Here is a 26,795-nt window from a genome sequence, read left to right on the forward strand (position 1 = left end):
ATTAAAGTATGTACATTATGAAAAAGATATTCAACATATTGCTTCTTGCTGTAGCCACCCTCTCCGTGTTTACAGCATGCGAAAAGGACGATGACAGCAATCCCGTTCTAAACGAGCCGACCACCTTTTCACTCAACCTGCCGCCATACGCAGCTAGGAATGTGTACGATTTAAAAAATTCGAAGACAGTAGAACTGACTTGTTCACAGCCTGATTATGGTTTCCCGGCTGCCACAACATACAGTGTCCAGGTGGCGCTTGATTCTGAATTTACAGAAAAGACAGAAGAAAGTGAAGCGAACTATACCGAATTGGCTACAACTTATTCTACAGCCAAAATGGATGTAGTGGCATCTGAACTGAATACGGCTATCATAGAGTTATGGGCTGCCCAAAATGAAGGAGCCGATTTCCCGACGACGCCAATTAGCGTCTTTATCCGTCTGAAGGCTACCATTACAGGCAGTGACAGAGGGGTGTGCATTTCTAATGTAATAGTATTGCCGAAAGTACTGGGCAACGCATCCAACGACAAATTAGAAACACCCCAAACCATGTTCCTCGTTGGTTCTATGCTTGATACAGAATGGACTATCTGGAAACCAATGGTACAAGTCAGCGGTTTGGACGGACAATTCTGGAGACTGATTTATTTCGCAGCCGGTGATGAATTCAAGTTCGGAACCAAAGAGAAAGAATATATCGGTTCGGACGATACCCGTTTAACAATTACAGACAAGGCCGAATCCGGTGTTACCGGCACCAACAGCGGCAACATAACTGTCAAGAATGCCGGTTGGTATGTAGTCTTTATCAAAGCAGCAGTAAAAGGCAGTGATTATGCGTTTAGCATGACATTCTATCCGGGCGAAATATACCTGTTCGGAGCAACCAATGGCGGAACATGGGACTATAGCGACACTTGGAAATTCACTACCCCTGACAGTAAAGACGGTTCATTCGTCTCTCCTGCCATGACAGCAAGCGGTGAAGCCCGTATCTGCGTTAAGACGGATGTCGATTGGTGGAGAACCGAATTTACACTCTGTAACGGTGAAATCTTCTATCGCGAAAACAATCCGGTCAACGACAGTTGGGGTAAAGATGTAGGTCCTGAGTATTCTATTCAGGGAGCAGCGGGCAAAACCGTCCAACTCAACTTCACAGCCGGAACAGGAGAACTAAAATAATAACCTTAAAACGAAAGATTCATCATGAAAAAACAATTTATATACGCAGGAATGTTTCTATTAACCATAGGATTCTCTGCATGTAACGAAGATTTTAAGGACTGGGCTGACCCCCAGTCCAATCCCCAAGAGGATAATGCAGAACAAATGACTGCTACTTTCGCAACAGGTAAAGATGCTCATATCATCATGGACGAAGCTACTGCCGACTCTGTGGAAATCGTGAAATTAACTTCAACAACAGCCGTGGAAGGTAGTACCATTACTCTCAGCTCTTTATCATTCAACGATGATTACTCTTTACCCTTCACAGCCAAAGACGGTACTGTAAAAGTTGCCTTGGCCCAACTGGACAGCATTACCCAAGAAATATATAAAAGCCGTGCCAGTGTAGAACGCAGCCTGCGCGCCATTGTCAAGGCAGCAGCCACAACCCCGGCAGGAGACGGTATCCAACTTTCGGGCAATGAAGTGAATATCCTACTGAAACCGGGATCCACTCCCGAGGTAGACCCGAAAGGTTACTATGTAGTAGGCGCATTCACCGGTTGGAATGCAGTCGGTGCTTTGCCCATGACACCCGATCCCAACAATGAGAATGTCTATACACTGGAAACCGAAACAACAGAGGCTAATCAGAACTTTAAGATTTTCCCGGCTGCCGCCATCAACGGTCAGGAAATCGACTGGTCACAGGCGTTAGGAGCGAAAAAAGACGGTGACACGGCTGCCGAAAACTTCCTGACCTGGAAAGTGGGTGATAAAGAAGCAGGAGCCATCATGGTGGAAGAAGCCGGTAAAATCAAGATTTCAATCAATGTAACCGATTTCCGCTATTCAGTAAAAGACAATAGCGCCCCCACAGAACTCTATATGACCGGAAGTGCATATAATTGGGGCAAGATATGGAAACAGCTTGTTCCTGTCAACGACACAAAAGGGGCATTCTGGGGCATTTACTATTTCGCAGCTAACGACCAAGTGAAATTTGCTCCGCAAGCTGATTGGGGTAATGACTTCGGTTTTACCGCCACTATCTCGCAAGCGTCTGTCGACCGTGCCGAATTGTCAGATTCCGATGGAAATATCAAGGTAGGCAAGGAAGGCTGGTATCTGGTCTATGTATCGGTCATCGGTAATAACCGGGTGGTAGAGTTTGAAACACCTAATGTATATCTGATGGGAGATACTTCTTATGACGGCTGGAATGCTCAGTTAGTAGAACAAGACTTGTTTATCATCCCCACAGAAGCAGACGGTTCATTCGTCTCACCGGCATTCGCCAAGGACGGAGAAGTCCGTATATGCGTACATCCCGAAGCTGCCGCCGCTGACTGGTGGAGAACAGAATTTATCATCCTGAACGGCAAAATCGAGTATCGCGGCAACGGTGGAGACCAAGACCGAGTACAAGGGAAAACCGGTCAGAAAGCATATCTGAACTTCTCAGACAACACCGGAAAAATAGAATAACCAGTATACAGATTAAAAACCTTGAAAGCCGTCCTTCGTCCAAAAGGACGGCTTTTTTAATAGACACCCATTATGAAAAAATATAATTATTCCCTTCTATTAGGGTTATTGTTTTCCTGTTTATTCGCTGCCTGCTCGGATAACGACAAAGACGATTTTACGATAGAAGAAGTGGAGGGGCTGAATTACTCTCCCCAAACGCCGGATGCCGACCAAGCGCTGACCATTACTTTCAAAGCACCAACGTCGTCCGCCCTGTTCGGATACAAAGGTGATGTATATATCCATACCGGCATAGTGAGCGAAGGCGACTGGCAGTATGTCCCGGCCGAATGGAACCAGAATACAGACAAATGCAAGATGGTAAAGCGAGAAGACAATGTATGGAGCATCACTCTGGAACCCAGCATACGCGATTGGTTCCATTCGGACAAGACACCGATAGAAAAACTGGGTATCGTCATCCGTAGCTCCGACGGCAGTCTAAAAGGAATCGGCAACGACTCCTTTGTAAAAGTAACAGACAACAAATACCAGGAGTTTGCACCCGCCGAAATCAGATATGCCTCCCTTCCGGAAAATGTAGAAGAAGGCATCAACATCATCAATGCCAATACCGTAACCCTTGTGCTCTATGATAAAGACACCGAAGGTAACCACAAAGACTTTGCACACGTCCTCGGCGACTTCAACAACTGGGAGCTGACAAATAACGATAACTGCCGGATGTATCGCGATGATGCTGCCGGTTGCTGGTGGATTACACTGAACAACCTCAACCCATCCAAAGAATATGCATTTCAATACTATACAGGAACCCAAGAAGGTGAAGTAATCCGCTTGGGAGATGCCTATTGCGAAAAAATTCTTGACCCGGAGCACGACAATGATATCCCGGCATCTGTCTATCCCGACAACAAGACTTATCCCAAAGACGGAAAAGGAATTGTCTCGGTATTCAAGACACAAAGAGACAACTATGCCTGGAGTATACCCGATTTCAAGATACAACACCCCAAACAACTGGTTATCTATGAAATGCATCTGCGCGATTTCACAACCGATCATACCATCAATGGCGCTTTGCAGAAACTGGATTATCTGAAAGCCATGGGCATCAATGCCATCGAGCTGATGCCTGTCCAGGAATTTGACGGCAATGACAGTTGGGGCTATAACCCTTCCTTCTATTTTGCCCTCGACAAGACATACGGTACCCCTAAAATGTATAAAGACTTCATCGATGCCTGCCATCGGAAAGGCATAGCCGTCATTCTTGACGTCGTATACAATCATGCGACCGGAAATATGCCTTTTGCCCGATTGTATTGGGACAATGCAAAGAACAAGACTGCCCGAAACAATCCTTACTTTAACACAGACGCCCCGCATCCTTACAGTGTTTTCCAAGACTTTAACCACGAAAGCCCATTGGTGCGCAAGTTCGTCAAACGGAACCTGAAGTTCCTGCTGGACGAATATAAAATAGACGGTTTCCGCTTCGACCTCACTAAAGGTTTCACCCAAACCGCATCTACCGAAGCCACCGCCTCCAACTATGATGCAAGCCGCATAGCCATTCTAAAAGACTATAACTCGGCAGTCAAGGCAGTCAAAAGTGATGCATTCGTCATATTCGAACACTTTTGTGACAACAAAGAAGAGCAGGAATTGGCAGCCGACGGAGTATACCTATGGCGCAACATGAACAATGCCTATTGCCAGTCTGCCATGGGCTGGAAAGAAGATAGCGGTTTCGCCGGACTATATGAAACCACCCCCTCATGGGTAGGCTTTATGGAGAGCCACGACGAAGAGCGCATGGGCTACAAACAAACCCAATGGGGAAATGGAGTGATTCGAACCGACCTCTCCACCCGCATCAGCCAACTAGCCGCCAATGCCGCTTTCTTCTTTACCGTTCCGGGCCCCAAAATGATATGGCAGTTCGGTGAGCTGGGATACGACTTCAGCATCAACAGTAACGAAACAGGAACAACCGTTAACGAAGAATACCGTACATCGCGCAAACCCATCCGTTGGGATTATTATGAAAACGCCACGCGCAAAAAACTTTATGAAGTATATAGCCAACTAATTGCCTTGCGCAACGAGAAGCCATCCTTGTTTGAAGGGAACGCCACCCTGACATGGAGAGCTGGTGCATCCGATTGGGACCAAGGGCGTTCCCTCTACCTCAGCGGACTTACCGAAGAAGCTATTGTTGTCGTCGGCAACTTCAGCAATGCCGATACGGACGTCACCTTCCCAGGTCCCACAGGCGAATGGAGAAACTATTTCACCGGACAAAACGAGACTGTAACGGAGAAAGTCACTGTCCCCGCCAATCATTTCATTCTGTATACCCGTTTCTAACCGATTCGGGTACAGAATAAAATATAAGTGAAGAAAAACCATTTATTATCAAAATAAATGTCTGAATTGTTTCTCATTCAAATCTTATTATGTACATTTGCCGAGCATTAAGTATTCTCATAGAAGAACAATATTACTTTTCCAACTTTATTCGCATGGTGACTAACGTAGAAATGTTTATCTTCATAAGATTCCTTATCGCAGAATTTCCCTATTTTATTATTAAAACATTTATTTTAAAATGAACATTTTTATCGCAGGACTGAGCTATAATTTGGGCGAAGCCGAACTAGAAGAATTATTTGCAGAGTATGGAGAAGTAGTTTCAGCCAGAGTTATCATGGACAGAGAAACAGGCCGTTCTAAAGGATACGGATTTGTTGAAATGACTGAAGATGAAGCCGGAAACAAAGCAATCGAAGCACTGAATGGTGCAGAAGTTGACGGAAAGACATTATCGGTATCAGTAGCCCGCCCCAAGACAGAAGGTCCGCGTCGCAGCTATAACAACAACGGCGGCGGTGGATACCGTGGCGGAAACCGTGGTGGCGGTTATGGCAACAGAGACAACAACTACGGCGGTGGCAATAGAGACAACAATTACGGTGGCGGCAGAAACAGATATTAATCTGTAGAATCCCACTTCATATATCAGACGTGCGGAGATGCTGAAAAGTATTTCCGCACGTTCGTTTTCTATAGAATAGAATTTTATTGATTTTCATTCATTTGTTTCAAATAGTATCATTATATTTGCGACAATTTGGAGGTTTTTCTCCGTAATACATAACCATACAAACACTGCATATATGAAAACCAACTTACAGATATTGAGAGCTATGCTCCTTTGGAGTGCATTTCTTCTCTACTCTGACATGGTTTATGCAGTAACAAAGACGCCAGACGGCAATACGGCAGGAAGCAACAACGATTCCATCCCGGCTACATCATACGTTGTCCAGAGCACCTCCTACAACTTGCTCTCTCCCGTAGATTCCCTCTCCTTCTCCCGCCGGTTCATTCATCGGATAGGCATCGAGGCACGTCCGGGATACATCTTCCCGACCAATCCTTTCCTCAGAGGAGACAACTACTACGGAACATCCATCTCGAACGCATTCTCCGCCCATATGAAATACTCATTTCAATTCCAGCCCCATACGGCTATCGGACGGGTATATCGGAGTGCTTACCAAGGCATCGGACTGTCTTACTTTGATTTCGGTGACAACCGTCAACTGGGAAAGCCGGTCAGCATCTACTTGTTTCAAGGGGCAAACATCGTGCAGTTCAATCCACGCCTGTCACTCAACTACGAATGGAACTTCGGATTGTCTTTCGGGTGGAAACCTTATGACAGCTACGAAAACATGTATAACAAAGTGATCGGCTCGAAGGCAAACGCTTATCTCAATACCAATTTTTACCTCAACTGGTCAGTCTCTCCGCAACTCGACCTCACCACCGGCATAGCCCTCAGTCACTTTTCCAACGGAAGCACGAAGTTTCCCAATGCCGGACTGAATACCATCGGACTTAAAGTGGGCATGGTGTACAACATCAACCGCACGGAAGATGCCCTCTCCAAGTCGACCTATCGCCCTGTGATCCCTCGCTTTCCTTGCCACATCAGTTATGATTTGGTTTTATTCGGTTCGTGGCGCCGCAAGGGAGTGGCATACAATGGCGAACAAATAGCTTCGCCGGAAGCCTATCCCGTTTTCGGCTTCAACTTTGCCCCGATGTATAATTTGGGATACAAATTCCGCTTGGGCATATCCCTTGACGGAGTTTACGATGGAAGTGCCAATGTATATGCCGACCAGTACGGCAATGAATTCTTCAAACCCTCCTTTCGCCATCAGTTAGCGCTAGGACTTTCCGGCCGTGCAGAATATGTGATGCCTTATTTCACAGTCGGTCTGGGCGTCGGAACCAACGTGTTGCATGGAGGCGGAGACTGGAACGGTTGTTATCAGGTATTGGCACTTAAAATAGATGTTACGCGCAATTCCTTCCTGCATATCGGCTATAATTTACAGGATTTCCACAATCCCAACTACCTGATGCTGGGACTCGGTTTCCGTTTCCACAACAGAAGTCCCAGAGTCCATCGCTAACTCCGTTTCGTCCCATAGGGCCTTCCCCCTTATGCGCTTGTCGATATGAATCCTTCCGACCCTTCCTTTAAGTTCTTCCCTCTCTATTCCTAAACATTTTTGAACGCCCAGCTTCTATCTCTCAGCAGCTGAGAGATAGAACATGTAAGATGAAAAGGGCTTAAAAGAAAGAAGGTAAGGCGTTAAGAGAGGGAAAGCGAGGGGTTAATGAGGGGAGCTAAGGAAGTCAAAGGAGGGCACTTAAAGAGTCAGAAGAGGAGACATCAAAGAGTCAGAAGAAGGACTCCCCCAATTAACAGAAAGGAATCAAGGGCTTAATGACGGGAAGAAGAGACGGAAGAGAAAAATATCCCTCTCCAAGCAAATTCCATCTAAAAAAGCACTACATTTGCAAAGAACAGTAAGCACAAACGCTCTATAAACCATTACTATTTTAAAACACATGAAAAAACTACTTTATATCTTCATGCTCCTTGTTGCCACACAAGCCGTAATTAGTTGTATGCCCAAAGACCAAAAGGCAATACTCCAAACTGCCGAAACCTTATTATATGAACATCCCGACAGTGCCTTGAAACTGCTCAAACAAATAGAATATCCCAAAGCATTGCCCTACGACCAACTGATGCTTTACGGTTGGATACAAGCCCGCGCCCACCATGTACGTAACATCTCCATGAGCGAGGACTCTTTGATTCTGCCCGCAACCGATTATTTTCTCAGCAAAGGCGACTCCGACAAAATAGCCGGCATCTATCTGACAAAAGCAACCTACTACCGATGGACTTTGCAATACGACAAGATGGAAGCTGTGCTGGACTCTGCCATTGCCTTTGCACTACCGAGAAAAGACAGCATAAACCTATTCTATCTGTACTACAGCAAAGGAGCCATTCACAACGAACTAAAAAAAGACTATGCACATGCCGCCCAATATATGAAAGAAGCCCTCCGCTACCATGAAGAGCCGGAGCTTCTTGCCTCCCTCGGAGTCTGTTTAGGCCTCGACAAAATAGTATATCGTACAGCCTCCAGCAAAACCGACAGCGCATCCTATTATATGGATAGAGCCATCGAACTGGCGCTGGCCACAAAAGATACGGCAAGAGCCCGTCACTATATGAGTAGTCATGCCCAAATGCTTACCGCTTATCGCCAACCTCAGAAAGCCATTGAACTGGCAAAACGTACATTGCAGTTCATGCCACACGGAGACCAAAGAGCGATACTCTACAGCAGCATCGGTGAAAATTATCTGAGAGAGGAGAATCTGGATTCGGCACAACATTATATCACACTGGCCGACAAGGAAAAACCGAGGTTTGTCTCTTTCAGGAATCTGATAGCCCAATATCAGATGATAATAGACTATGTGCGCACCAAAGATTTCGACAATATCACTATCAACCGATATAACGATTCAATAGGCAATGCACTGAATTATGAGAAGAATACCGTCCATCAAAAGAATCAATCAAAAGCATTACTGGAAAAAGAAAGGTTTCAGATGGACATTGAGAGACAGCACACACAAATTGTCCTGTTAATAACGCTGTTCATATTAGTGGTATGCGGTGGAGCCGTGACCTTCTACATCCACAACCGCCGCAATAAGCTTATCGAAACGGAGGAACGCATCGAAGCTTTGAAACGATTGCTGAACGATGCGACAAAGAATGAAAAGGAAGGAACGGAAGACGAGCATTTCTTCAAGAAGATATTGCTCCAACAATTGGGCATCATCCGAATGGTAGCCGCACAGCCCACCACACAGAATCAGGAAATGCTCCGGCGCGTATCCGGCATCAGCAATAAGGAGATTCCAACCGAAAGCCTGCTGGTGTGGAAAGACTTGTATCCGTTGATAGATAAAATGTACAATGGATTTTACAGCTTGATGAACCGGAAATACGGAGAAATACTCAGTGATAAGGAACAACAATTATGCTGTCTGCTTTGCGCTGAGTTCTCCACAAAGGAAATCAGTGTGGTGACACAACAGAGCATCCCTACTATCTACCAGCGAAAGACCAATATACGCAAGAAACTCAATATGGACGAGAAAGAGGATATTATAGAATTCATCAGAAAATAGCATAATTCGCGCTGGAACGGCAAGAAACAGGTGTCGCACTTGACCTTATAAACCACATATAGAACAGGAAACCGTTGATATAGACTTACGCTAATTACATTCATTGATTTTCAACACTTTACGCATTCAATATATAAAGAATTAATATACCGATATAGAGTGTTTGAGACGCATTTTGCCCCTAATTTTGCATCAAACAAAAACAAAATGCGTTATGAAAACAATACGTTTCAAGAGCCTTATGGCAAGAGAGCAAAAGAGTGGTTTCGTCAATCTGATCCATTGCCTGATTTTCGTGATGATAACATTAGGACTCTATATCTTAATGTTTATGTTTGAAAACAACAGCAGCTCACCTATCACTTACGGAAGTACATTTTCCTTCCTGTTTATCATATTGCTGGCCATTGCTCCCTGCCTGTTTACCAACGCAGAAGGCTGCACATCGGAAGAGAACGACCCGTTTTACTCTGTCAAATACATTATCGTCATACCTGCCATGTGCTTCTTGTCGGTATTGGTCCTTAATTTTATCCTTTCCATCTTTACCGGAAAGGGGGGAGCTGCATTCACCGAACAAATAACCGAACAAATGTTCCGTTCAGACCTGATCATGATATTCCTCACTCTGCAGCCGGCCTGCTTTGCCGGAAGAATCATCTACCGTGAACATCCATTGGCAAAATCTCTCTTGCTGGGAAGCATGGCCACCCTCTGCTATTTTCTTATCATGTCTGTCATTGCCGACCGCTTTATACCCGAAGGATATTCATTCGGAGTCCGCAACCTACTGTCCTTCTCTCCGCACTATACCTTTCCTTTGGAGCGAAACGGTTTGATTACGCTGACCTTACTCAACTATCTGTTGCCCTTTGGATGGGCGGCAACAATATGGATAAAAGGTGTAAAAGCATCAAAAAAGAACCATTCCATCGAATTATAAATATGAATAACATAAAAAACAAACACCATGAAACCATTTTATTCCAACCTATTCGCAAAGAGAATCTCTTTTATCGTCTTTATCAGCTTGTGCATAACTACCCTCTGTGCACAGACTTATCAACTGACCGGATGTGTAAAGGATGAAAAGCAAACCGCCATCGAAGTGGCCAATGTCATTCTACTGCAGGCTACCGACAGCACTTATCAGAATGGAGTCATCACCGATATGAACGGTTGTTTTACCATGAATGAATCTCAGGGGGAGTATATTCTCCAACTCTCGTTATTAGGATATCAAGACCTGCTAATCTCCATCAGCCTGAACAAAGATATAAACCTGGGCGAACTGACCCTGACAGAGTCTTCTTTAGCCTTAAACGCAGTGACGGTGACCGGCAGTAAGCCCATAATTAAAAGAGAGGCAGACCGTATCATTTTCGACGCCGGAAACTCGATTGCTTCCGTGGGAGGCAATGCATTGGATCTGCTCCGTGACGTGCCGGGACTGAAAGTTGACCCAAACAGTGTATCGGTGATTGGTAAAGGAGGTGTAAAGGTGTATATCAATGACCGCGAAACGAAATTGTCCGGTGATGACCTGATTGAGTATCTGCGCAGTTATAGCGCCAATCAAATCGGTAAGGTGGAAGTAATTACCACCCCGCCTGCCCATTATGATGCCGAAGGCAATGCAGGTATTATCAATATTCGTCTCAAAGCACGTCCCAATGATTATTGGGGCGGATCGGCCTCTGCTTCTTATGCATACGGAGACAGAGAAAATCGTAACAATGGAAGCCTGAACTTGAATTACAGCCAGGGGAACGTATCAGCTTTTGCCAATGTAGGAACAAACAATGGCGACTACACTCATCTGGAAAGAAACGTGAGCCATTATCCGGTGAATGATTGGAAAAGCCGCAGCAAATATGACTATGATATGACCGGCATCTATGGACAAGGCGGCTTGGATATGGCTTTGAAAAGCCGTTGGAATGTGGGAACACAGTTTACTTACTCTCATCGCAACAACGACAGTGAAACAACTAACCGCACATTAGTCAGCCCTCTGTATACGACCGTCATCGACTCTACGCTCACATCACTTACCAACGGCGACTTCAGTGCCGACCGTGTGAATGTAAATCTCCACATGGACAAGGCTTGGGGCACAATGGGAAAGAAGATGTTGCTGGACATAGATTACCTGAACGACCGACAAAGTACTCAAAATATATTCCGTTCTCATACCCTGACTCCCGACGGAAACAAGACAAACGGCTCGGATTTCAATTATGACAACGACCAAAGGCGCAAGGTAGATGTAATTTCTTCTGCCCTCGACTTTATTCTGCCTTGCGACGGATATAATATAAATGCCGGTGCCAAAGCCGCTTACACCCATACCCGTAACCGCATTGCATACGATAACTCTACCGTCGAGCAATTGCAGAATGATTATTTCCAATATAAAGAACAAATCTATGCACTCTATGCCGACTACAGCCGCAGAATGAACCAACAGTTTACTTTCAAGCTCGGCCTCAGAATGGAACATACACGCACCGAAGGAATCTCAGAAAGTGAAAACCGCACGGACAAACATTCTTATACACGCCTGTTCCCTACTGCCTATTTCCTTTATACGCCCGACGAAAAAAATGCCATCAGTTTAAGTTTCTCCAACCGCCTGTCGCGCCCGGCACACAACACGGTGAATCCGTTCACCATGTACCAAAACAGCCATCTCCGCGCCAAAGGTAAGGAAGACTTAAAGCCGAGCTATTCTTATAACACGGAACTGAGCTACACGCTGAAAAATAATTTCAATATCAACGCTTATTACAGTTACAATACGGATGTTATCTCACAAATCATGACGCTGGACTCATTGACCAACATTACCTCCGCCCTTTGGGAGAACTTTCTCACCATTCATCAGGTAGGGATTACCAATTCCTATACGCTGCGCACAGGATGGTGGCAGGCGTACTTACAGCATGGAGTGGCTTACTCCAGAAGTACTTCCAACTCTTCGGTCACTCTTCCGGAAGCTATCGGCTGGAGCTACAACGCGGCAATCCGCAATACTTTCTACTTCAACAAGCAAAAGACATTCATCGGTTCACTGTCCGCCAACTATATATCACCCAGAAAATCAGGAGTTTACAATATGAAACAGAATTATAATGTAAGTGCCGGCATCCGTTACAGCCTGCTCAAGAACAAGTTGAACCTGAGTCTGAATGCAAGCAACCTTTTACAGAGCCGCATGAAGGGAGAGATTATTTCCAATGGAATGAAGATGAATATCAGCAACTCGTACAATTCTACCTCCGTCACAGTAGGAGCTTCGTATACTTTCGGAGCCAATATCCGAAGCAAGCAACGAAGCGGAAGTAACAGCGACATTACTAACCGATTATAACCTCTATTGCAGTGGCGCAAGAGCATTGCGCCACCACGATAGAGGTCTGCTTATACACTAAAAGACCGGAATCGTATAAACCAATCCGATGGAGAAACGCTGAGTGTCAGGACTCACTGCTCCCAAGGCTTTGGCACGTTCCGTCAAATGATGGCCTTTATAAAGCATATGGGCAAATATCAGCAATTCACGGTTACGCATCGGGAAATACTCCACACAAGCCTGAGCATTCCAAGTAGTACGATAAAGTCCTTTCTCGAAGATTCCATTTGCCTTGTAGACACTTGCCGTTTCATAAGCCCCCTTCACATACACATTCCAATTGGGATGAATGCGATAGTCAAAATTGGCAATGGTACTGAAGTACTCCGCATTCTCGGCTGTAGTAGGCGTCAACACTGCCGGCCCTTGCAAATCGCTGATAATACCTTTGCTATCCAGCCCTTCGCGGGAGTACATCAAATCAACATAGGCAACAATCGGGCCTTTTTCATACACGTTTCCCGCAGTCAGGTAATAAATATTCTTACCCTCAGCCAGTTGTCCCCATGCGGCGGCATATCTCAGTTGGAGTGCTTTATCTATAAAGAGACCGTTCCAATTCAGGGTGGTTATAATAGGAATCTTTGTCTTGTTGACTCCGGCAGGAAGCCCATAAACATAAGTATCAGCATCTTCACCGCTACGATTATTAAGCACCTGCAACACCAGCTCTTGAGTCGGCGAGAAATTGAAAGTGCCCGTAACTCCTGCCTGATAAGCGGCCACATTATCATTAAATTCACTGAACTCCCTTACCTTGATAGCGTTTACATAATATTCATAACCGCCCAGAGAGAGAAATTGCTTACCCACTGTCAGGTTGAACTTATCGGACATTTTCCAATTCATATAGGCATACTCGATGGAAGAGGAAAGGTTATCCAGTGAATGCGGATTACTGTATTTATTAAAAGACTGACGGAAATGATAAGAGAAGTCCTTCGTGAAAGAACCTAATATCTCCAAACGCACACGATTCAACTTAAAAGCTGCCTCATCCAGACTGCCGTCTGTAAAGTAAGCAGCTCCCGAAGTATAAAACTCCAGATTCATGTGTGCCGATAAGTTGGGATTACTATTAGGGAATATACGCCCCAATAAACTGCGGATGGAATCATCCGGGCTGATTAAAGGCTGCTCTTGTGCGCAAACAGAACATACAGTGCACAACAGGATACAGCATGATAAGAATGTTCTTTTCATAATGTATTTTTTAGTATTAGATTTAACAAAAAAGGCGAGTGCCGGCCTCCATCCGGCAAATCATCAGGCGGACTGAATCAAATCAGTCCCCTCTTCTCAAGCTCTTCGGCAGCTATTTCCATTTCTTTATACCACTCTTCGCCAAATTTACGAATCAATGGCTCTTTCAAGAACTTATAAACAGGCAAATTCTCTTTCTGCCCCAGCAGGACAGCAGCCTTGCAAACATCCCAACGATGATAGTTTACGGCCTTGTAAGGGCCATAATCACCAATACGTATGGGATAAAGATGGCAGGAGACAGGTTTATAGAAATCAGTCTTCCCGGCTCGATAGGCTTTCTCAATAGCACAATAGCAATACCCTTTTTCATCATAACAAGTAAAGACACAATCCTTGTGATTGACAATAGAAGTCACCAAGTCGCCCTCTTCATCGGTATAAACCACACCCTGCTTATCTATCACAGCGCGCGCCTCGGGAGACAGTTCCTCCCAAATAACCGGAAGCACCTCTTCCAACTTCTCCACTTCATCCAACTCTACCGGAGCACCGGCATCGCCTTCTATACAACATTCACCTTTGCAAACATCCAAATTGCAAAGAAACTTTTCACGAAATACATCCAGTGAGATTACTACATCATCTATTTGTACCATTGTTTATTCTACTCTTCTTTATTTTATAGGATATGTTATTATAATTAATCGTTCTTCATCTCCTCCGCACAACTGATAACTTCCCCCAAAGGCTTTCAGATAAAGCCGGTTGATGGCATGGCGAATCCCTGCCTCCTGCCGGTCCTCGCTTTCCCAAAGAAGCGGACTGTTAACCACTATCAGTTTCAGGGCGTCATCCGTTTCACGCCTTAAGGTATAGCTCACCACTTGATAGGCTTTATTTTCTTTCGGCGGCATCAGCACGGAAGACAGCAGCTGAGTAAAGCGAGATACATCCATCGAGACCGGTAAAGTATTCGTTTCCTTGTGAAAGACCACCTCCACCGTATGGTTGCTTTCCATTTCCACCATCGACTTCACATCCTTGCACAACTGCACCAAATCATACACCTGCACATTGAATTTCATCATTCCCGATTCCAAACGCGCAAGGTCAAGAATATTAAATATCAGATTGGTCAGCTTTTCGGCATTCCGCTTGATAGCTTCCGAGAAATCCTGCCGCTGTACCTCCGTCAAACCAGTCTCGCTACACAGACGGTCAGACAGGCTCACCACCAAATTAAGCGGAACACGTATCTCATTTGTTATGTTATGCAGAAAAATATCTTTCATCTTGTCGGCAGCCTGAGCCATAGCATACGCTTCGCGCATTCCCTTTTCCGATTTCATCAGTTCACGGCGGATATGCAGCAACTGTACAATGCCTGCCACCAAAAACAGAAGGAACAAAGACCCGCCGCCTACCGCAACCTGCCAGAAACGTCTGACCCCCGCCTCCTTCTCAAACAGTGCCCTCTGAATCCGATAGTTAGCCTGAACAGTTTCCTCATTCATCTTCAAGGCCACCTGATTGAGAGAGTCACGCATCAAAGCCGCAACTTTGTAAGTCTCTGCTGCCTCTTGATATCGTCCCGCCTGCATATAAGCGTCTCCCAACAACCTTCGCATCTCACTCTCATACATAGGTTGGGTACCTTTGAAAGCAGCCAGCACCAACTTATATTCAGCGAAACATTTCTCCCATTCTTTTTTCAAACTGTAATATCCCGCCCATGAAAAATGATAATTAATAATAGCCGAGGAGAATAAATCCTCACTATAAAATTTAGCAGCTTCCTCCAAATGCTCCTTTAACTCTTCTGCACTCTCTTCCGCCAAATAGACTTTGCAATACAACAGTTCTATCTCAAGCAAAACCTTTCTATAGCGTTTCCTCAAAGAATGGTTCTTCTTTATCGCCCGATTGATTATGTTGCGTTGGGTTTTCAATTCTTCCTTCATCTCAGGATATTTACCCATCAGATAATAAGAACTTGACAAATATTGCCGTACCATCAACTCATCCTGTATCGTCAAAGGCGAAGTCTGCAACGCCTTTTTATAACGTTCAATCGCTTTCTCGGTATTCCGGGCAAAGGCATTTACCTTTCCTTCCGTCACATACGACAAGAATATTCCATGGTCTGCCTCCAGACGGACGGCTTCCCGGCGCATATTCTGCGATTCTTGAATGGCATACTCCGTATTTCCCTCCGAAGCTTTAAACTGAAGAAGATAATGCCATGCCTGAAAATAGACTTCGTACTCTCCGCAACGGTAACAGGCATCCTTCAACAAGTCAAACGTCTTTTCCATCATTTCCCCATTCATCCGGAACGTATAATAACGGAAATATTCATAACGGAGCTCCGATTCGCTTTTTACATCTTTCGCCTCCGCTGCCAGCACCAATGCCGTATCAAGTAATTCCGCCGACCAATCTTTATCTATATTCTGCGTAAACACTTTGTGGAGAAACAACGTACGTGTCGTATCTGCGGGCATGGAATGATAAATACGGAAAAGGCTGTCACGCAAAGCGTTATCGTCTAAAGCATGTACAGAAACACACGCCATTATGGTGCAGATATATACAAATAAGACTCTTTTCATTGCACCACCCTTCCTTCCTGTGTTAATGGATGGGTAAACACCAGACGTGCCCCACCCATATATGCCTGATCCACCCAAATGTCTCCACCCAGCCGGTTGATAATCAATTTACAGATAGACAACCCCAACCCTGTGCCCTGCACGCCTTCATGCAATTTTTCAAAACGACCGAATATGGCTTTCTGCTTCTCCACAGGAATGCCGCATCCCGTATCCATAACCGAGAACTCGGCCCAGCCACATTCATTCACCTTTAATGCCAATGTGATGCTGCCCTCTTTAGTGAACTTTGTCGCATTCACCAACAGATTGATCAGAATTTGTTGCAGACGGCACAAATCGGTTTCGATTGTCAACATAGGGACTTCCGTTTTAAAATCAATCACGGCAGAAGTCTGCTTGATATTGCCCAGCATCCTCACCACGTTGCGGCAGAGAGCCACAACTTCATGAGAGCCCACATCAAACTTCATATTCGTAATGTCCAGACATGAGATATCCACCACATCACCTATCAAGTTAATCAGCAGATTGGAATTTAAATGAATGACATCATTGCATTGGGCCCGCGTCACCTCGTCCAGTTCCTGAGTAGTGAGTAGCTCGGAGAAACCGGCCACCGCATTCAGAGGAGTCCTGATTTCATGGCTCATATTAGAAAGGAACAGGCTTTTGTTACGGATAGACTCCTCTGCCAGTGTTTTCGCTTCTTGATATTGATTCCTAGACTTTATCAATTCCCTCCTCTCCCTTCCCAAATAAATCAAACCGCCCAAAAGCAGTGACAAAAGGAACAATAGAACTCCGAAAATCAGTTCCCACAAGCGAGTCTGCTGCCGGTTGGCCTGCCACTCCAGTTCATCAATAGAATATTTTTTCCGCATATCCTCCACCCGGTCCACAGTGCAGGTCCGGAAGAGCGAGTCACTTCTTTCTATCAGTTTACTATATTCCTTGGCAGCTTCTTCATAATCGCCTCTTTCCATCTTTTGCTCCGCATCAAGCCAGTACAGACTATCTTCACCTACCTCTTCTGCATCAAGTGGCAAGAACGACAACCCAAACAAAACAAATGCCAAAGATATCAACCGTTTCATTTTACTAATTTGTGTAACAATGACAAAGGTAACCTTTTAAAAGAAAGAATCAATATGTACATCATAAAAAAAGAGGTGTTTCAAGAAACTATATGTTCTCAAAACACCACTTCGGTTCAGAAATATTGAAAATAATTACTTAATCAAATCTTTTCCTGTCATTTCTGCCGGCTGTGACATACCCAGAATATGCAGGATAGAAGGAGCAACGTCTGCCAACACACCATTTTCCACTTTTGCATCCTTATTGGAAGTAACGTATACAAACGGAACAGGGTTCAATGAGTGAGCCGTGTTAGGAGTGCCGTCTTCATTCAATGCATGGTCGGCATTACCGTGATCGGCTATGATAATAATTTCATAATCATTGGCTTTGGCTGCTTCCACTGTATCTTTCACACATTCGTCAATCGCCTTGACAGCTTTCTCTATTGCACCATAGATACCGGTGTGACCTACCATGTCGCCGTTGGCATAGTTCACAACAATAAAATCGAACTTTTGAGTATTGATAGCTTCCACCAGTTTGTCTTTCACTTCGTAAGCGCTCATTTCCGGCTTCAGGTCGTAGGTAGCCACCTTCGGCGATGGAACCAGAATACGTTCTTCAGCATCATACGGAGTCTCACGGCCACCGTTGAAGAAGAAAGTCACGTGAGCATATTTCTCTGTTTCAGCGATATGCAACTGAGTTTTGCCGTTAGCTGCCAGATATTCGCCCAGCGTGTTCTGCACATTTTCTTTATCGAACAAGATATGTACTCCCTTGAAAGATGCATCATACGGAGTCATGCAATAGAACTGCAAGCCCGGAATAGTATGCATACCCTGTTCGGGCATATCCTGCTGAGTCAAAACAACAGTCAATTCTTTAGCACGGTCATTACGGTAATTGAAGAAGATAACCACATCACCTTCTTTAATGGTGCCGTCTACTGTAGAGTTGTTAATCGGTTTGATAAATTCATCGGTAACACCTTCATCATAAGACTCCTGCATAGCCTGAACCATGTCGGCAGCCTGTTTTCCTTTACCCTCAACCAACAAGTCGTATGCTTCTTTCACACGTTCCCAACGTTTGTCACGGTCCATAGCATAGAAACGGCCTACGATAGAGGCAATCTTTCCGGCTGACTGTTCGCAGTGCGCAGTCAGTTGTTCGATAAAACCTTTACCGCTCTTCGGGTCAGTGTCACGGCCATCCATAAAACAGTGAATAAATGTATTCTCAATACCATATTCTTTAGCGATATCGCAAAGTTTGAACAAGTGATCGAATGAACTGTGTACACCACCGTTAGAAGTCAATCCCATGAAGTGAATGTTCTTGCCGTTTTCTTTAGCATAAGAAAAAGCAGAGACAATCTCAGGATTCTTCATGATACTATTGTCAGCACAGGCACGGTTAATCTTTACCAAATCCTGGTAAACGATACGTCCGGCACCGATATTCAAGTGTCCTACTTCAGAGTTACCCATTTGTCCATCAGGCAAACCAACATTTTCACCGCTGGCCTGCAATTCAGAGTGCGGATAATTAGCCAACAGACTATCCCAATAAGGAGTAGGAGTATTAAAGATTACATCGTCTTTACCTTGGTCGCCGATACCCCAGCCATCAAGAATCATTAAAAGGGCTTTTTTGCTCATAATCTTATTTTTGTTTAAAGTTTATCCTCGCTTTTACGGGTGCAAAGGTACAAAAAAGCCCTGTCAATGAATCATGTTTCACTTATTTTTTATTGTGGAAGTTCGAAGATAAAACGCAGCCCCTCTTTGAATTCTTCATCTTTCCATAAATGAGCATTCATGCGTTCGGCAATCATCTTGCACACCAGCCAGGTCACATCATCATTGGCACCGGCAGAGGCTGCGCCGGCGGCAGATACATTTCCTGTTCCGGCTATCAAGACCGAGGCCACATTCTTCTCCGGTTCCAAACGATAAGAAACAACAATACGCCCCTCCTCCGTTATTTGGTTGATACGGTTCAGCAAATGCCCCAATACATAACTGAAATAAGTCTGGTTAGTGCGTACTGTATCATTCTCAGGATCTCCTTCCAACACATACTCTACCTTCTCGTGAGGAGCATTTCTTCTCACATCATCCACTTCACGCATACACAACGTATGTATATTGGTCCAGTCCAATGGCAAGGAACCGTCACACGTATCCAGTCGCGCTATCTCCTGTATATCATCCAATGTCCGGTTTATCTGTCCCGAATTGTCACTGATAATCTTCAGGAAAGCAACCGATTCCTTTTCTTCTACCTTATTATCTATCAGAAAATCAGAAAAGCCTTTTATGGCATTCAAAGGAGCTAATATTTCATTGCAAAGATTACGCAGAAAAGCATATTTCATTTTTTCGCTCTCTTTCAACCGTTCTCCGGCAGCAATCAATTGGTTATTCGCATCCAACAATCTCCGGTTGAGTCCTTTCGTCTTACGCAAAAAGAAAATAATATAGAAAATAGTGCAGACAGCCAATACAAAAAGGGTCAGCAATAAAAAGACTTGCATCCGGCTCTTTTGCGCTTCCAGTGCCTGCTTTTCAATAATCAGTTCATCTACTTTCTGATTAATGGCAGTCTCTCGGGCGTCATTTGCTTCCGTATAACTCTTTACCTTCTCTTTTAATTCATCATACGCCTTATATGCCAGATACGCTTCTTTATAGCGATGCAGGCTATCGCAATAGTTCACTTTTTCCAAAGCAAAAGGAAGAGCATATTCATCCTTCTTCAACTCTGCGAAATGAGCGATAAGAGAATCACATATATTCACCACTTTATCATAATTTCCGAGCGTTAAATAGTAATTATAGGAGGTGAAAAGATATTCATAAGTAGGTGTAAAACTTGCATCTTCGGGGTAGTCATGGTTCAATTTGACAAACCCTCTGTAATATTCGGCCGCCTTTTCCTTTCCCAAGATGTTCGATGAACATGCCAGCATCCCGTAAGCATTCAGGAAATGACGCTGGTTCATCAGATAACGTTTCTTTTCTTTCAGGCTTGCCTTATATTTGTTCAGCATATCCAAATAACGAAGTGCATAATTCACTCTATCCGCTTCCTGAAGACAGTTTCCACAAATCATATAAAAAGAGTTGGGGCGGAACAACATACCTATCCGCACAGGCAAATCTTCCGTCAACATCAAGACTTCATCCAAATAAACCACCACCTCTTTAGACTTCTCCACATCTCCTGTATCCGCACGCCGTCCGGCTATGACTCCCAACAAATAGTAATCGGATATCTTCTCCAGTGTGGAAGCATCCTTTTTTGTTTTCAACCTCACCAATACCTCCGTCGTCAGGCTATCCGCTTCCGCCCCATCCGTGTAATAAACCACACGAACATCCATTATGGTTTTCATAAATGCAAGCAGGTGTTCTTTATATGGACTGTCCTGCAAGCTACGTTCCGCCTCAGCTATATAATACCTCGCAGTGTCTTTGATATCTTTATTCACATAATAGGCCATAATCTCACGCAAGGCCTCTTCTTTATGATATTCGTCTTTCTTCTCCAGTGCGACCTGATAAAGTTTCTTTGCCCATTGCAAATGCTCTGCCCCACGGGTAGCATCCATAGAGTTCGTCAAAACTTCCAGATTATTCTCTTTGGCAATAACACGGTCAGACCTTTGCCCGTACTGCCCGTCGTTCAGCGCTTGTACTTGAAGAATTCCAAAGGACCATCCCAAGAACAGGATTAATAAATAGAGGTTTCTCATCACCTTTAAAGTGTTTGGTTAATTTTAATGTCGACCCAAGTGACAAAAATAACCAATTGTCACATATCATCCAACATAATCTATGATATTATTTCTGCAGAAAATAAACAGAATGATTAATCTCTGCAAAACCGTGTTGCAAAACATACCAATTCATCTTGCTGTTTATAAATAAATTACATTTCTTTGCATCGGGACAGTTCAGCACAGTTGACGTCTGAATTTAATTCTTGAATAACACATGAAGATAACCTTTGGACAACAGACAACGAAAGTGAAGCAATTGGCTGATTTAATTAGTCAAGAGATTTCCACGGGCACCTACGAATCGGACTGTGCATTGCCCTCCATCAATCAATTAAGCCGTAACTACCATGTTTCGAGAGATACGGTCTTCAAGGCTTTTATCGACTTGAAAGACCGCGGCATGATTGATTCCACTCCCGGCAAAGGGTATTATGTCACCAATAAATTAAAGAACATTCTATTACTGCTGGATGAATACTCTCAGTTCAAATATTCACTTTACAACAGTTTCATCAAGAGGCTATCAATTAATTACAAAGTGGACCTGCTCTTTCACCAATATAACGAAAGACTCTTCAACACCATTATCCGCGAATCATCGGGAAGGTATAACAAATATATCGTGATGAACTTTGACAATGAGAAGTTCTCCAGCAATCTTTATAAGATAGAGCCATCCAAACTATTGCTACTGGACTTCGGGAAGTTCGACAAAAAAGGATATTCGTATGTATGCCAAGATTTTGATGATGGATTTTATCAGGCATTGAACCGTTTGGAAAAGCAATTGGGTAAATATGAGAAACTCATCCTATTGCTTCCCCGCGAAAGCAAGCATCCCGGCAGCAGTAGCAGATATTTTATAAAATTCTGCCGTGAGAGACAACTGAAAGGAGAAATAATCGACAATACCGACGAAATAAACATAAAGAAAGGAGAAGCATATATAGTCATACGCCAGATAGATGTGGTGAATATCATTAAGAGAAGCCGCAGCGAAGGGCTAAAATGCGGAAGCGATTTCGGGCTATTGGCCTACAATGACACTCCCTCTTATGAAGTGATTGACCAAGGCATTACTTCTATAAGCATTGACTGGGAGCAAATGGGAAAGCTGGCAGCAGATTTTGTCCTGTCAGGCAAAGAAATAAAAGAATATCTGCCAACCGAAGTACACATCAGGCATTCTTTATAGCGAGAAAATAGAAGTCAAAAAACATATAATTAAAAACTTATTATCAATAATATCATGGAAAAGTATCCGAAAATCGGGATTCGTCCCACTATCGACGGCCGCCAGGGTGGTGTTCGTGAAAGTCTTGAAGAAAAGACTATGAATTTGGCAAAAGCTGTTGCCGAACTAATCTCCACTAATTTGAAGAATGGTGACGGCAGTCCTGTGGAATGTGTCATTGCCGACAGTACCATCGGACGTGTAGGCGAAAGCGCTGCCTGTGCCGAGAAATTTGAACGCGAAGGTGTAGGAGCCACCATTACTGTGACCAGTTGCTGGTGTTATGGTTCGGAAACAATGGATATGAACCCGCACTGGCCCAAAGCCGTATGGGGCTTCAACGGAACGGAACGTCCGGGAGCCGTATATCTGGCAGCAGTATTGGCGGGACATGCACAGAAAGGTCTTCCTGCATTTGGCATCTATGGACATGATGTACAAGATTTGGACGACAATACCATTCCGGCAGATGTAGCCGAAAAACTGTTGCGTTTTGCCCGCGCTGCCATGGCTGTTGCCAATATGCGTGGAAAGAGCTATCTTTCTTTCGGCAGTGTCTGCATGGGTATCGCCGGTTCTATCGTAGACCCGAACTTCTTCCAAGAATATTTGGGCATCCGCAATGAGAGCGTGGATGAAACAGAAATCCTGCGCCGCATGGAAGAGGGCATCTATGATCACGAAGAATATGCCAAAGCGATGGCATGGACTGAAAAATATTGTAAGCCCAATGAAGGCGAAGACTTTAAGAACCGCCCAGAAAAGCGCAAAACACGTGAACAGAAAGATCAGGATTGGGAATTCATTGTGAAAATGACACTCATCATGCGTGACCTGATGACCGGTAATCCTAAACTGCGTGAAATGGGATACAAAGAAGAAGCCATCGGACACAATGCCATTGCTGCCGGCTTCCAAGGACAACGCCAATGGACTGACTGGAAACCCAACGGTGACTTTACCGAAGCATTATTAAATACCACTTTCGACTGGAACGGTATCCGCGAAGCCTTTGTCTTGGCTACCGAAAATGATGCCTGCAACGGTGTTGCTATGCTATTCGGTCATTTACTGAGCGGTTGCGGCCAGATGTTCTCGGACATCCGTACTTACTGGAGCCCCGAAGCTGTAAAACGTGTCACCGGCAAGGAACTGACCGGAATGGCCCAGAATGGTATTATCCACCTCATCAATTCAGGTGCTACTACATTGGATGCCACCGGTGAAAGCCGTAATGCTGCCGGAGAGCCCTGCATGAAGCCCAATTGGGAAATGACCGAAGCGGACATGGAAGCCTGTCTGAAAGCGACAACTTGGTATCCGGCAGACCGCGACTATTTCCGTGGCGGCGGTTTCTCTTCCAACTTCCTGTCAAAAGGCGGTATGCCTGTAACCATGATGCGTCTCAACCTGGTCAAAGGCCTCGGCCCCGTATTACAGTTGGCTGAAGGATGGACAGTGGATATCGACCCGGAAATCCACAATATATTGAATATGCGTACCGACCCCACTTGGCCCACCACTTGGTTCGTTCCGCGCCTGTGCGACAAACCGGCATTCAAAGATGTATATTCAGTAATGAACAACTGGGGCGCAAACCACGGTGCCATCAGTTACGGTCACATCGGACAAGACCTTATCACACTGGCTTCTATGCTCCGCATCCCGGTATGCATGCATAATATAGAAGACGATAAGATTTTCCGTCCGGCAGCATGGAACGCTTTCGGTATGGACAAAGAAGGTTCGGACTATAGAGCTTGCACTACTTACGGGCCTATCTACAAATAACAATTACACGTGGGTGTGTCAAAACGTCGATAATGCTGTCGTTTCGTTCGTAGGGGCGAGGTTCGCTCGCCCGAAAACAGTTTGCTTTGTGCCTTCGGGCAGGCAAATCCTGCCCCTACAACTGACGATGGGATAGGTCGGTTTAGTTTTGACACACTCCGTCAATGAATACCTTATATATACTTTGAAGAAAACAAACCATGAAAGATACAGACCAACCTATTTTGCATAAAGACGGAATCAGTTATATATTGCCTTTTATACTAGTCACCTGTTGCTTTGCCTTGTGGGGATTTGCCAATGACATCACCAATCCGATGGTAAAGGCTTTCTCTAAAATTTTCCGAATGAGCGTCACTGACGGTGCCTTGGTACAAGTCGCCTTCTATGGGGGCTATTTTGCTATGGCATTTCCGGCAGCAATGTTCATTCGTAAATATTCCTATAAGGCCGGCATTCTTTTAGGACTGAGCCTTTATGCCATAGGAGCTTTCCTATTTTTCCCCGCAAAAATGACCGGCAGTTATTATCCTTTCTTATTGGCTTATTTTATTCTTACCTGCGGACTCTCATTTTTGGAAACCAGCTCCAATCCATATATCCTGTCGATGGGAACAGAAGAAACTGCCACCCGGCGACTCAATTTGGCCCAGTCTTTCAATCCGATGGGGTCTTTGCTGGGTATGTATGTAGCCATGAACTTTATTCAGGCGAAACTTAATCCGATGGATACGGCAGAACGTGCACAGCTCCCCCCGACCGAGTTTGCCGCTGTGCGTGATTCCGACCTTTCGGTATTGATAGCTCCCTATCTCACCATTGGAATCGTCATATTCGTCATGCTTTTGGTGATTCGCTTTACTAAAATGCCAAAGAACGGCGACCAGTCACACAGTATTAATTTCGGTCCCACCCTCAAACGTATTTTCTCCATCCCCCACTATCGGGAAGGAGTTGTGGCACAATTCTTCTATGTCGGTGCCCAAATCATGTGCTGGACTTTCATCATCCAATACGGCACTCATTTATTTATGTCACAAGGTATGGAAGAAAAGGCGGCAGAAGTCCTTTCTCAGGAATATAACATCATTGCAATGATTATTTTCTGTATCAGCCGTTTTGTATGTACTTTCATCTTACGTTATCTCAACCCCGGAAAACTTCTGGCTATACTTGCAGTGGCAGGATGTTTCTTCACGGCGGGTGTTATTTTCTTCCAAAATATCTGGGGGATGTATTGTCTGGTAGCAGTCTCTGCCTGCATGTCATTGATGTTCCCCACCATCTACGGTATCGCTTTGACCGGCTTGGGAGATGATGCCAAATTCGGCGCCGCCGGTTTGATTATGGCTATCCTGGGAGGCTCGGTGCTTCCGCCGTTACAGGCTAGCATTATCGATATGCAAACTCTTTGGAATATGCCGGCAGTAAACCTCTCATTTATCTTGCCGTTCATCTGCTTTGTAGTGATTGTCATTTACGGACACCGTTCTTACAAACGAGGGAAATATTAATCCTGTCACTCAGAAAATAGGTTTGTTCATCAATATTTCATATTAGCAAACCTATTTTTTTTGGGGGGAGCATGCTCTAAAGTCCGTGGCAAATAATAGGGTGTAATGCCGGCTCTCGACTTTTCCCCTGAATGGCTTATCATACAATGACTGAATCCACAAAAACCAACTGTATTTTTCGCCCTACAAACGAAAAATCGGTCTCTTCCTTCCTCCCTTCATTAACCGCTAAAACGCCCTGTTGATGGGGGTTCCGATAGTGAATGGACTTCTTGTCACCGTCCTTTCAGCCTCCTTTCATTCGTCAAATTTCTTCCGCCTTAACTTTTTCTATAACGCTTTCATTTACGGTAGGTGGGTGTGTCAAAACGTGGATAATGCTGTCGTTTCGTTCGTAGGGGCGAGGTTCGCTCGCCCGAAAACAGTTTGCTTTGTGTCTTCGGGCAGGCAAACCCTGCCCCTACAGCTGACGATGGAATAGGTCGGTTTAGTTTTGACACACTCCCGATAGCTTCAAGTAAACCGTTCTCAGGCAGACACACTGGTCTGCCCCTACAGAAAACGGTGGGCTAAAAAGAGGAGTACACATACAATCGCTGAAGGCAGATTATGAAGGGACTTGGAAAGCGTGGCTGAAGGGAGGATGAGGGGATGTGCTGTCATCTTTAACAGGTTGATAGCCAGCGTATATGAATCAAAATGTAAGGATGAACGGAGAAAAGGAAATGACCGACTTGGTGAGAGTAAGATACAATCTGCCCCTACAAAAACATCCCGAGCTTTTTGAAAAAGATGCCGAGCTTTTTAAAAAACATCCCGAGCTTTTTGAAAAACACCAAGGTCTTTTTGCATCATTCAGTGTGTGAGCTTCCTATTTTTCAATGTGGACGTAGGCA

At 44.6% G+C, this 26,795-nt stretch carries 18 protein-coding genes; 12 read left to right on the plus strand and 6 right to left on the minus strand.

All coding sequences use genetic code 11. The features are described from left to right. Positions 1-17 precede the first annotated feature (17 nt). The 8 genes from IR173_RS05665 (at position 18) to IR173_RS05700 (ending at position 12,627) form a co-directional block, all read left to right on the plus strand. Positions 18-1,190 carry a SusF/SusE family outer membrane protein gene (locus IR173_RS05665; protein ID WP_237038701.1) on the plus strand — a complete coding sequence of 391 codons (1,173 nt, stop codon included), beginning with the start codon at positions 18-20 and terminating at the stop codon, positions 1,188-1,190. 24 nt (positions 1,191-1,214) lie between these two features. Next, positions 1,215-2,663: an Outer membrane protein SusF domain-containing protein gene (locus IR173_RS05670; RefSeq protein ID WP_237038702.1), complete on the plus strand. Its 1,449-nt coding sequence runs from the start codon at positions 1,215-1,217 to the stop codon at positions 2,661-2,663. Positions 2,664-2,735: 72 nt separating this feature from the next. Next, positions 2,736-5,039 (plus strand): alpha-amylase family glycosyl hydrolase, encoded by a 2,304-nt coding sequence (locus IR173_RS05675; protein WP_237038703.1) that lies wholly within the window; start codon positions 2,736-2,738, stop codon positions 5,037-5,039. A 241-nt stretch (positions 5,040-5,280) separates the two neighbouring features. Beyond that, on the plus strand, positions 5,281-5,667 hold the full coding sequence (locus IR173_RS05680; RefSeq protein ID WP_237038704.1) for an RNA recognition motif domain-containing protein: 387 nt from the start codon (positions 5,281-5,283) through the stop codon (positions 5,665-5,667). A gap of 181 nt (positions 5,668-5,848) precedes the next feature. Further along, complete coding sequence (locus tag IR173_RS05685) at positions 5,849-7,159, plus strand: acyloxyacyl hydrolase (RefSeq protein ID WP_237038705.1); 1,311 nt, start codon at positions 5,849-5,851, stop codon at positions 7,157-7,159. 442 nt (positions 7,160-7,601) lie between these two features. Continuing rightward, positions 7,602-9,254 (plus strand): helix-turn-helix transcriptional regulator, encoded by a 1,653-nt coding sequence (locus tag IR173_RS05690; RefSeq protein WP_237038706.1) that lies wholly within the window; start codon positions 7,602-7,604, stop codon positions 9,252-9,254. Between the two features lie 214 nt (positions 9,255-9,468). Then, positions 9,469-10,197: a hypothetical protein gene (locus tag IR173_RS05695; RefSeq protein WP_237038707.1), complete on the plus strand. Its 729-nt coding sequence runs from the start codon at positions 9,469-9,471 to the stop codon at positions 10,195-10,197. A 27-nt stretch (positions 10,198-10,224) separates the two neighbouring features. Beyond that, a complete protein-coding gene (locus IR173_RS05700) occupies positions 10,225-12,627 on the plus strand; it encodes a TonB-dependent receptor domain-containing protein (protein ID WP_237038708.1) in 2,403 nt (800 codons plus the stop codon). A gap of 57 nt (positions 12,628-12,684) precedes the next feature. Here IR173_RS05700 and IR173_RS05705 read toward each other — a convergent pair whose 3' ends face one another. From IR173_RS05705 to IR173_RS05730, 6 genes are all read right to left on the minus strand, one after another. Next, positions 12,685-13,872, minus strand: coding sequence for an OprO/OprP family phosphate-selective porin (locus IR173_RS05705; RefSeq protein WP_237038709.1), 1,188 nt, complete (start codon positions 13,870-13,872; stop codon positions 12,685-12,687). A gap of 77 nt (positions 13,873-13,949) precedes the next feature. Next, positions 13,950-14,531 (minus strand): DUF3109 family protein, encoded by a 582-nt coding sequence (locus tag IR173_RS05710; protein ID WP_237038710.1) that lies wholly within the window; start codon positions 14,529-14,531, stop codon positions 13,950-13,952. A gap of 18 nt (positions 14,532-14,549) precedes the next feature. Then, positions 14,550-16,487 (minus strand): tetratricopeptide repeat-containing sensor histidine kinase, encoded by a 1,938-nt coding sequence (locus IR173_RS05715; RefSeq protein WP_237038711.1) that lies wholly within the window; start codon positions 16,485-16,487, stop codon positions 14,550-14,552. Then, positions 16,484-17,584, minus strand: a complete 1,101-nt coding sequence (locus IR173_RS05720) for a sensor histidine kinase (protein ID WP_237038712.1) — start codon at positions 17,582-17,584, stop codon at positions 16,484-16,486. The genes IR173_RS05715 and IR173_RS05720 overlap by 4 nt, the downstream gene beginning before the upstream one ends. 135 nt (positions 17,585-17,719) lie before the next feature. Next, positions 17,720-19,234 (minus strand): 2,3-bisphosphoglycerate-independent phosphoglycerate mutase, encoded by a 1,515-nt coding sequence (gene gpmI, locus IR173_RS05725; RefSeq protein WP_237038713.1) that lies wholly within the window; start codon positions 19,232-19,234, stop codon positions 17,720-17,722. Positions 19,235-19,323: 89 nt separating this feature from the next. Then, positions 19,324-21,333 carry a sensor histidine kinase gene (locus tag IR173_RS05730; RefSeq protein WP_237038714.1) on the minus strand — a complete coding sequence of 670 codons (2,010 nt, stop codon included), beginning with the start codon at positions 21,331-21,333 and terminating at the stop codon, positions 19,324-19,326. A 241-nt stretch (positions 21,334-21,574) separates the two neighbouring features. Between IR173_RS05730 and IR173_RS05735 the strand changes: the two genes are divergently transcribed. The 4 genes from IR173_RS05735 to IR173_RS05750 all read left to right on the plus strand — a co-directional run bounded on the left by IR173_RS05735 (position 21,575) and on the right by IR173_RS05750 (position 26,765). Continuing rightward, positions 21,575-22,555, plus strand: a complete 981-nt coding sequence (locus IR173_RS05735) for a GntR family transcriptional regulator (protein WP_237038715.1) — start codon at positions 21,575-21,577, stop codon at positions 22,553-22,555. 54 nt (positions 22,556-22,609) lie between these two features. Beyond that, complete coding sequence (gene fucI / locus IR173_RS05740; protein ID WP_237038716.1) at positions 22,610-24,385, plus strand: L-fucose isomerase; 1,776 nt, start codon at positions 22,610-22,612, stop codon at positions 24,383-24,385. Positions 24,386-24,585: 200 nt separating this feature from the next. Beyond that, positions 24,586-25,899: an L-fucose:H+ symporter permease gene (gene fucP, locus IR173_RS05745; RefSeq protein ID WP_237038717.1), complete on the plus strand. Its 1,314-nt coding sequence runs from the start codon at positions 24,586-24,588 to the stop codon at positions 25,897-25,899. 689 nt (positions 25,900-26,588) lie between these two features. Continuing rightward, a complete protein-coding gene (locus IR173_RS05750) occupies positions 26,589-26,765 on the plus strand; it encodes a hypothetical protein (protein ID WP_237038718.1) in 177 nt (58 codons plus the stop codon). Positions 26,766-26,795: the final 30 nt, after the last annotated feature.

Origin of the sequence: Phocaeicola faecalis (assembly GCF_021730445.1) — a bacterium.
In the GTDB taxonomy this organism is placed as follows: Bacteria; Bacteroidota; Bacteroidia; order Bacteroidales; family Bacteroidaceae; genus Phocaeicola; species Phocaeicola faecalis.

Coding starts and splice junctions, on each gene's coding strand:
- IR173_RS05665 (WP_237038701.1), top strand. CDS start 18: ATGAAAAAGATATTCAACATATTGCTTCTTGCTGTAGCCACCCTCTCC.
- IR173_RS05670 (WP_237038702.1), top strand. CDS start 1,215: ATGAAAAAACAATTTATATACGCAGGAATGTTTCTATTAACCATAGGA.
- IR173_RS05675 (WP_237038703.1), top strand. CDS start 2,736: ATGAAAAAATATAATTATTCCCTTCTATTAGGGTTATTGTTTTCCTGT.
- IR173_RS05680 (WP_237038704.1), top strand. CDS start 5,281: ATGAACATTTTTATCGCAGGACTGAGCTATAATTTGGGCGAAGCCGAA.
- IR173_RS05685 (WP_237038705.1), top strand. CDS start 5,849: ATGAAAACCAACTTACAGATATTGAGAGCTATGCTCCTTTGGAGTGCA.
- IR173_RS05690 (WP_237038706.1), top strand. CDS start 7,602: ATGAAAAAACTACTTTATATCTTCATGCTCCTTGTTGCCACACAAGCC.
- IR173_RS05695 (WP_237038707.1), top strand. CDS start 9,469: ATGAAAACAATACGTTTCAAGAGCCTTATGGCAAGAGAGCAAAAGAGT.
- IR173_RS05700 (WP_237038708.1), top strand. CDS start 10,225: ATGAAACCATTTTATTCCAACCTATTCGCAAAGAGAATCTCTTTTATC.
- IR173_RS05705 (WP_237038709.1), bottom strand. CDS start 13,872: ATGAAAAGAACATTCTTATCATGCTGTATCCTGTTGTGCACTGTATGT.
- IR173_RS05710 (WP_237038710.1), bottom strand. CDS start 14,531: ATGGTACAAATAGATGATGTAGTAATCTCACTGGATGTATTTCGTGAA.
- IR173_RS05715 (WP_237038711.1), bottom strand. CDS start 16,487: ATGAAAAGAGTCTTATTTGTATATATCTGCACCATAATGGCGTGTGTT.
- IR173_RS05720 (WP_237038712.1), bottom strand. CDS start 17,584: ATGAAACGGTTGATATCTTTGGCATTTGTTTTGTTTGGGTTGTCGTTC.
- gpmI (WP_237038713.1), bottom strand. CDS start 19,234: ATGAGCAAAAAAGCCCTTTTAATGATTCTTGATGGCTGGGGTATCGGC.
- IR173_RS05730 (WP_237038714.1), bottom strand. CDS start 21,333: ATGAGAAACCTCTATTTATTAATCCTGTTCTTGGGATGGTCCTTTGGA.
- IR173_RS05735 (WP_237038715.1), top strand. CDS start 21,575: ATGAAGATAACCTTTGGACAACAGACAACGAAAGTGAAGCAATTGGCT.
- fucI (WP_237038716.1), top strand. CDS start 22,610: ATGGAAAAGTATCCGAAAATCGGGATTCGTCCCACTATCGACGGCCGC.
- fucP (WP_237038717.1), top strand. CDS start 24,586: ATGAAAGATACAGACCAACCTATTTTGCATAAAGACGGAATCAGTTAT.
- IR173_RS05750 (WP_237038718.1), top strand. CDS start 26,589: ATGAATCAAAATGTAAGGATGAACGGAGAAAAGGAAATGACCGACTTG.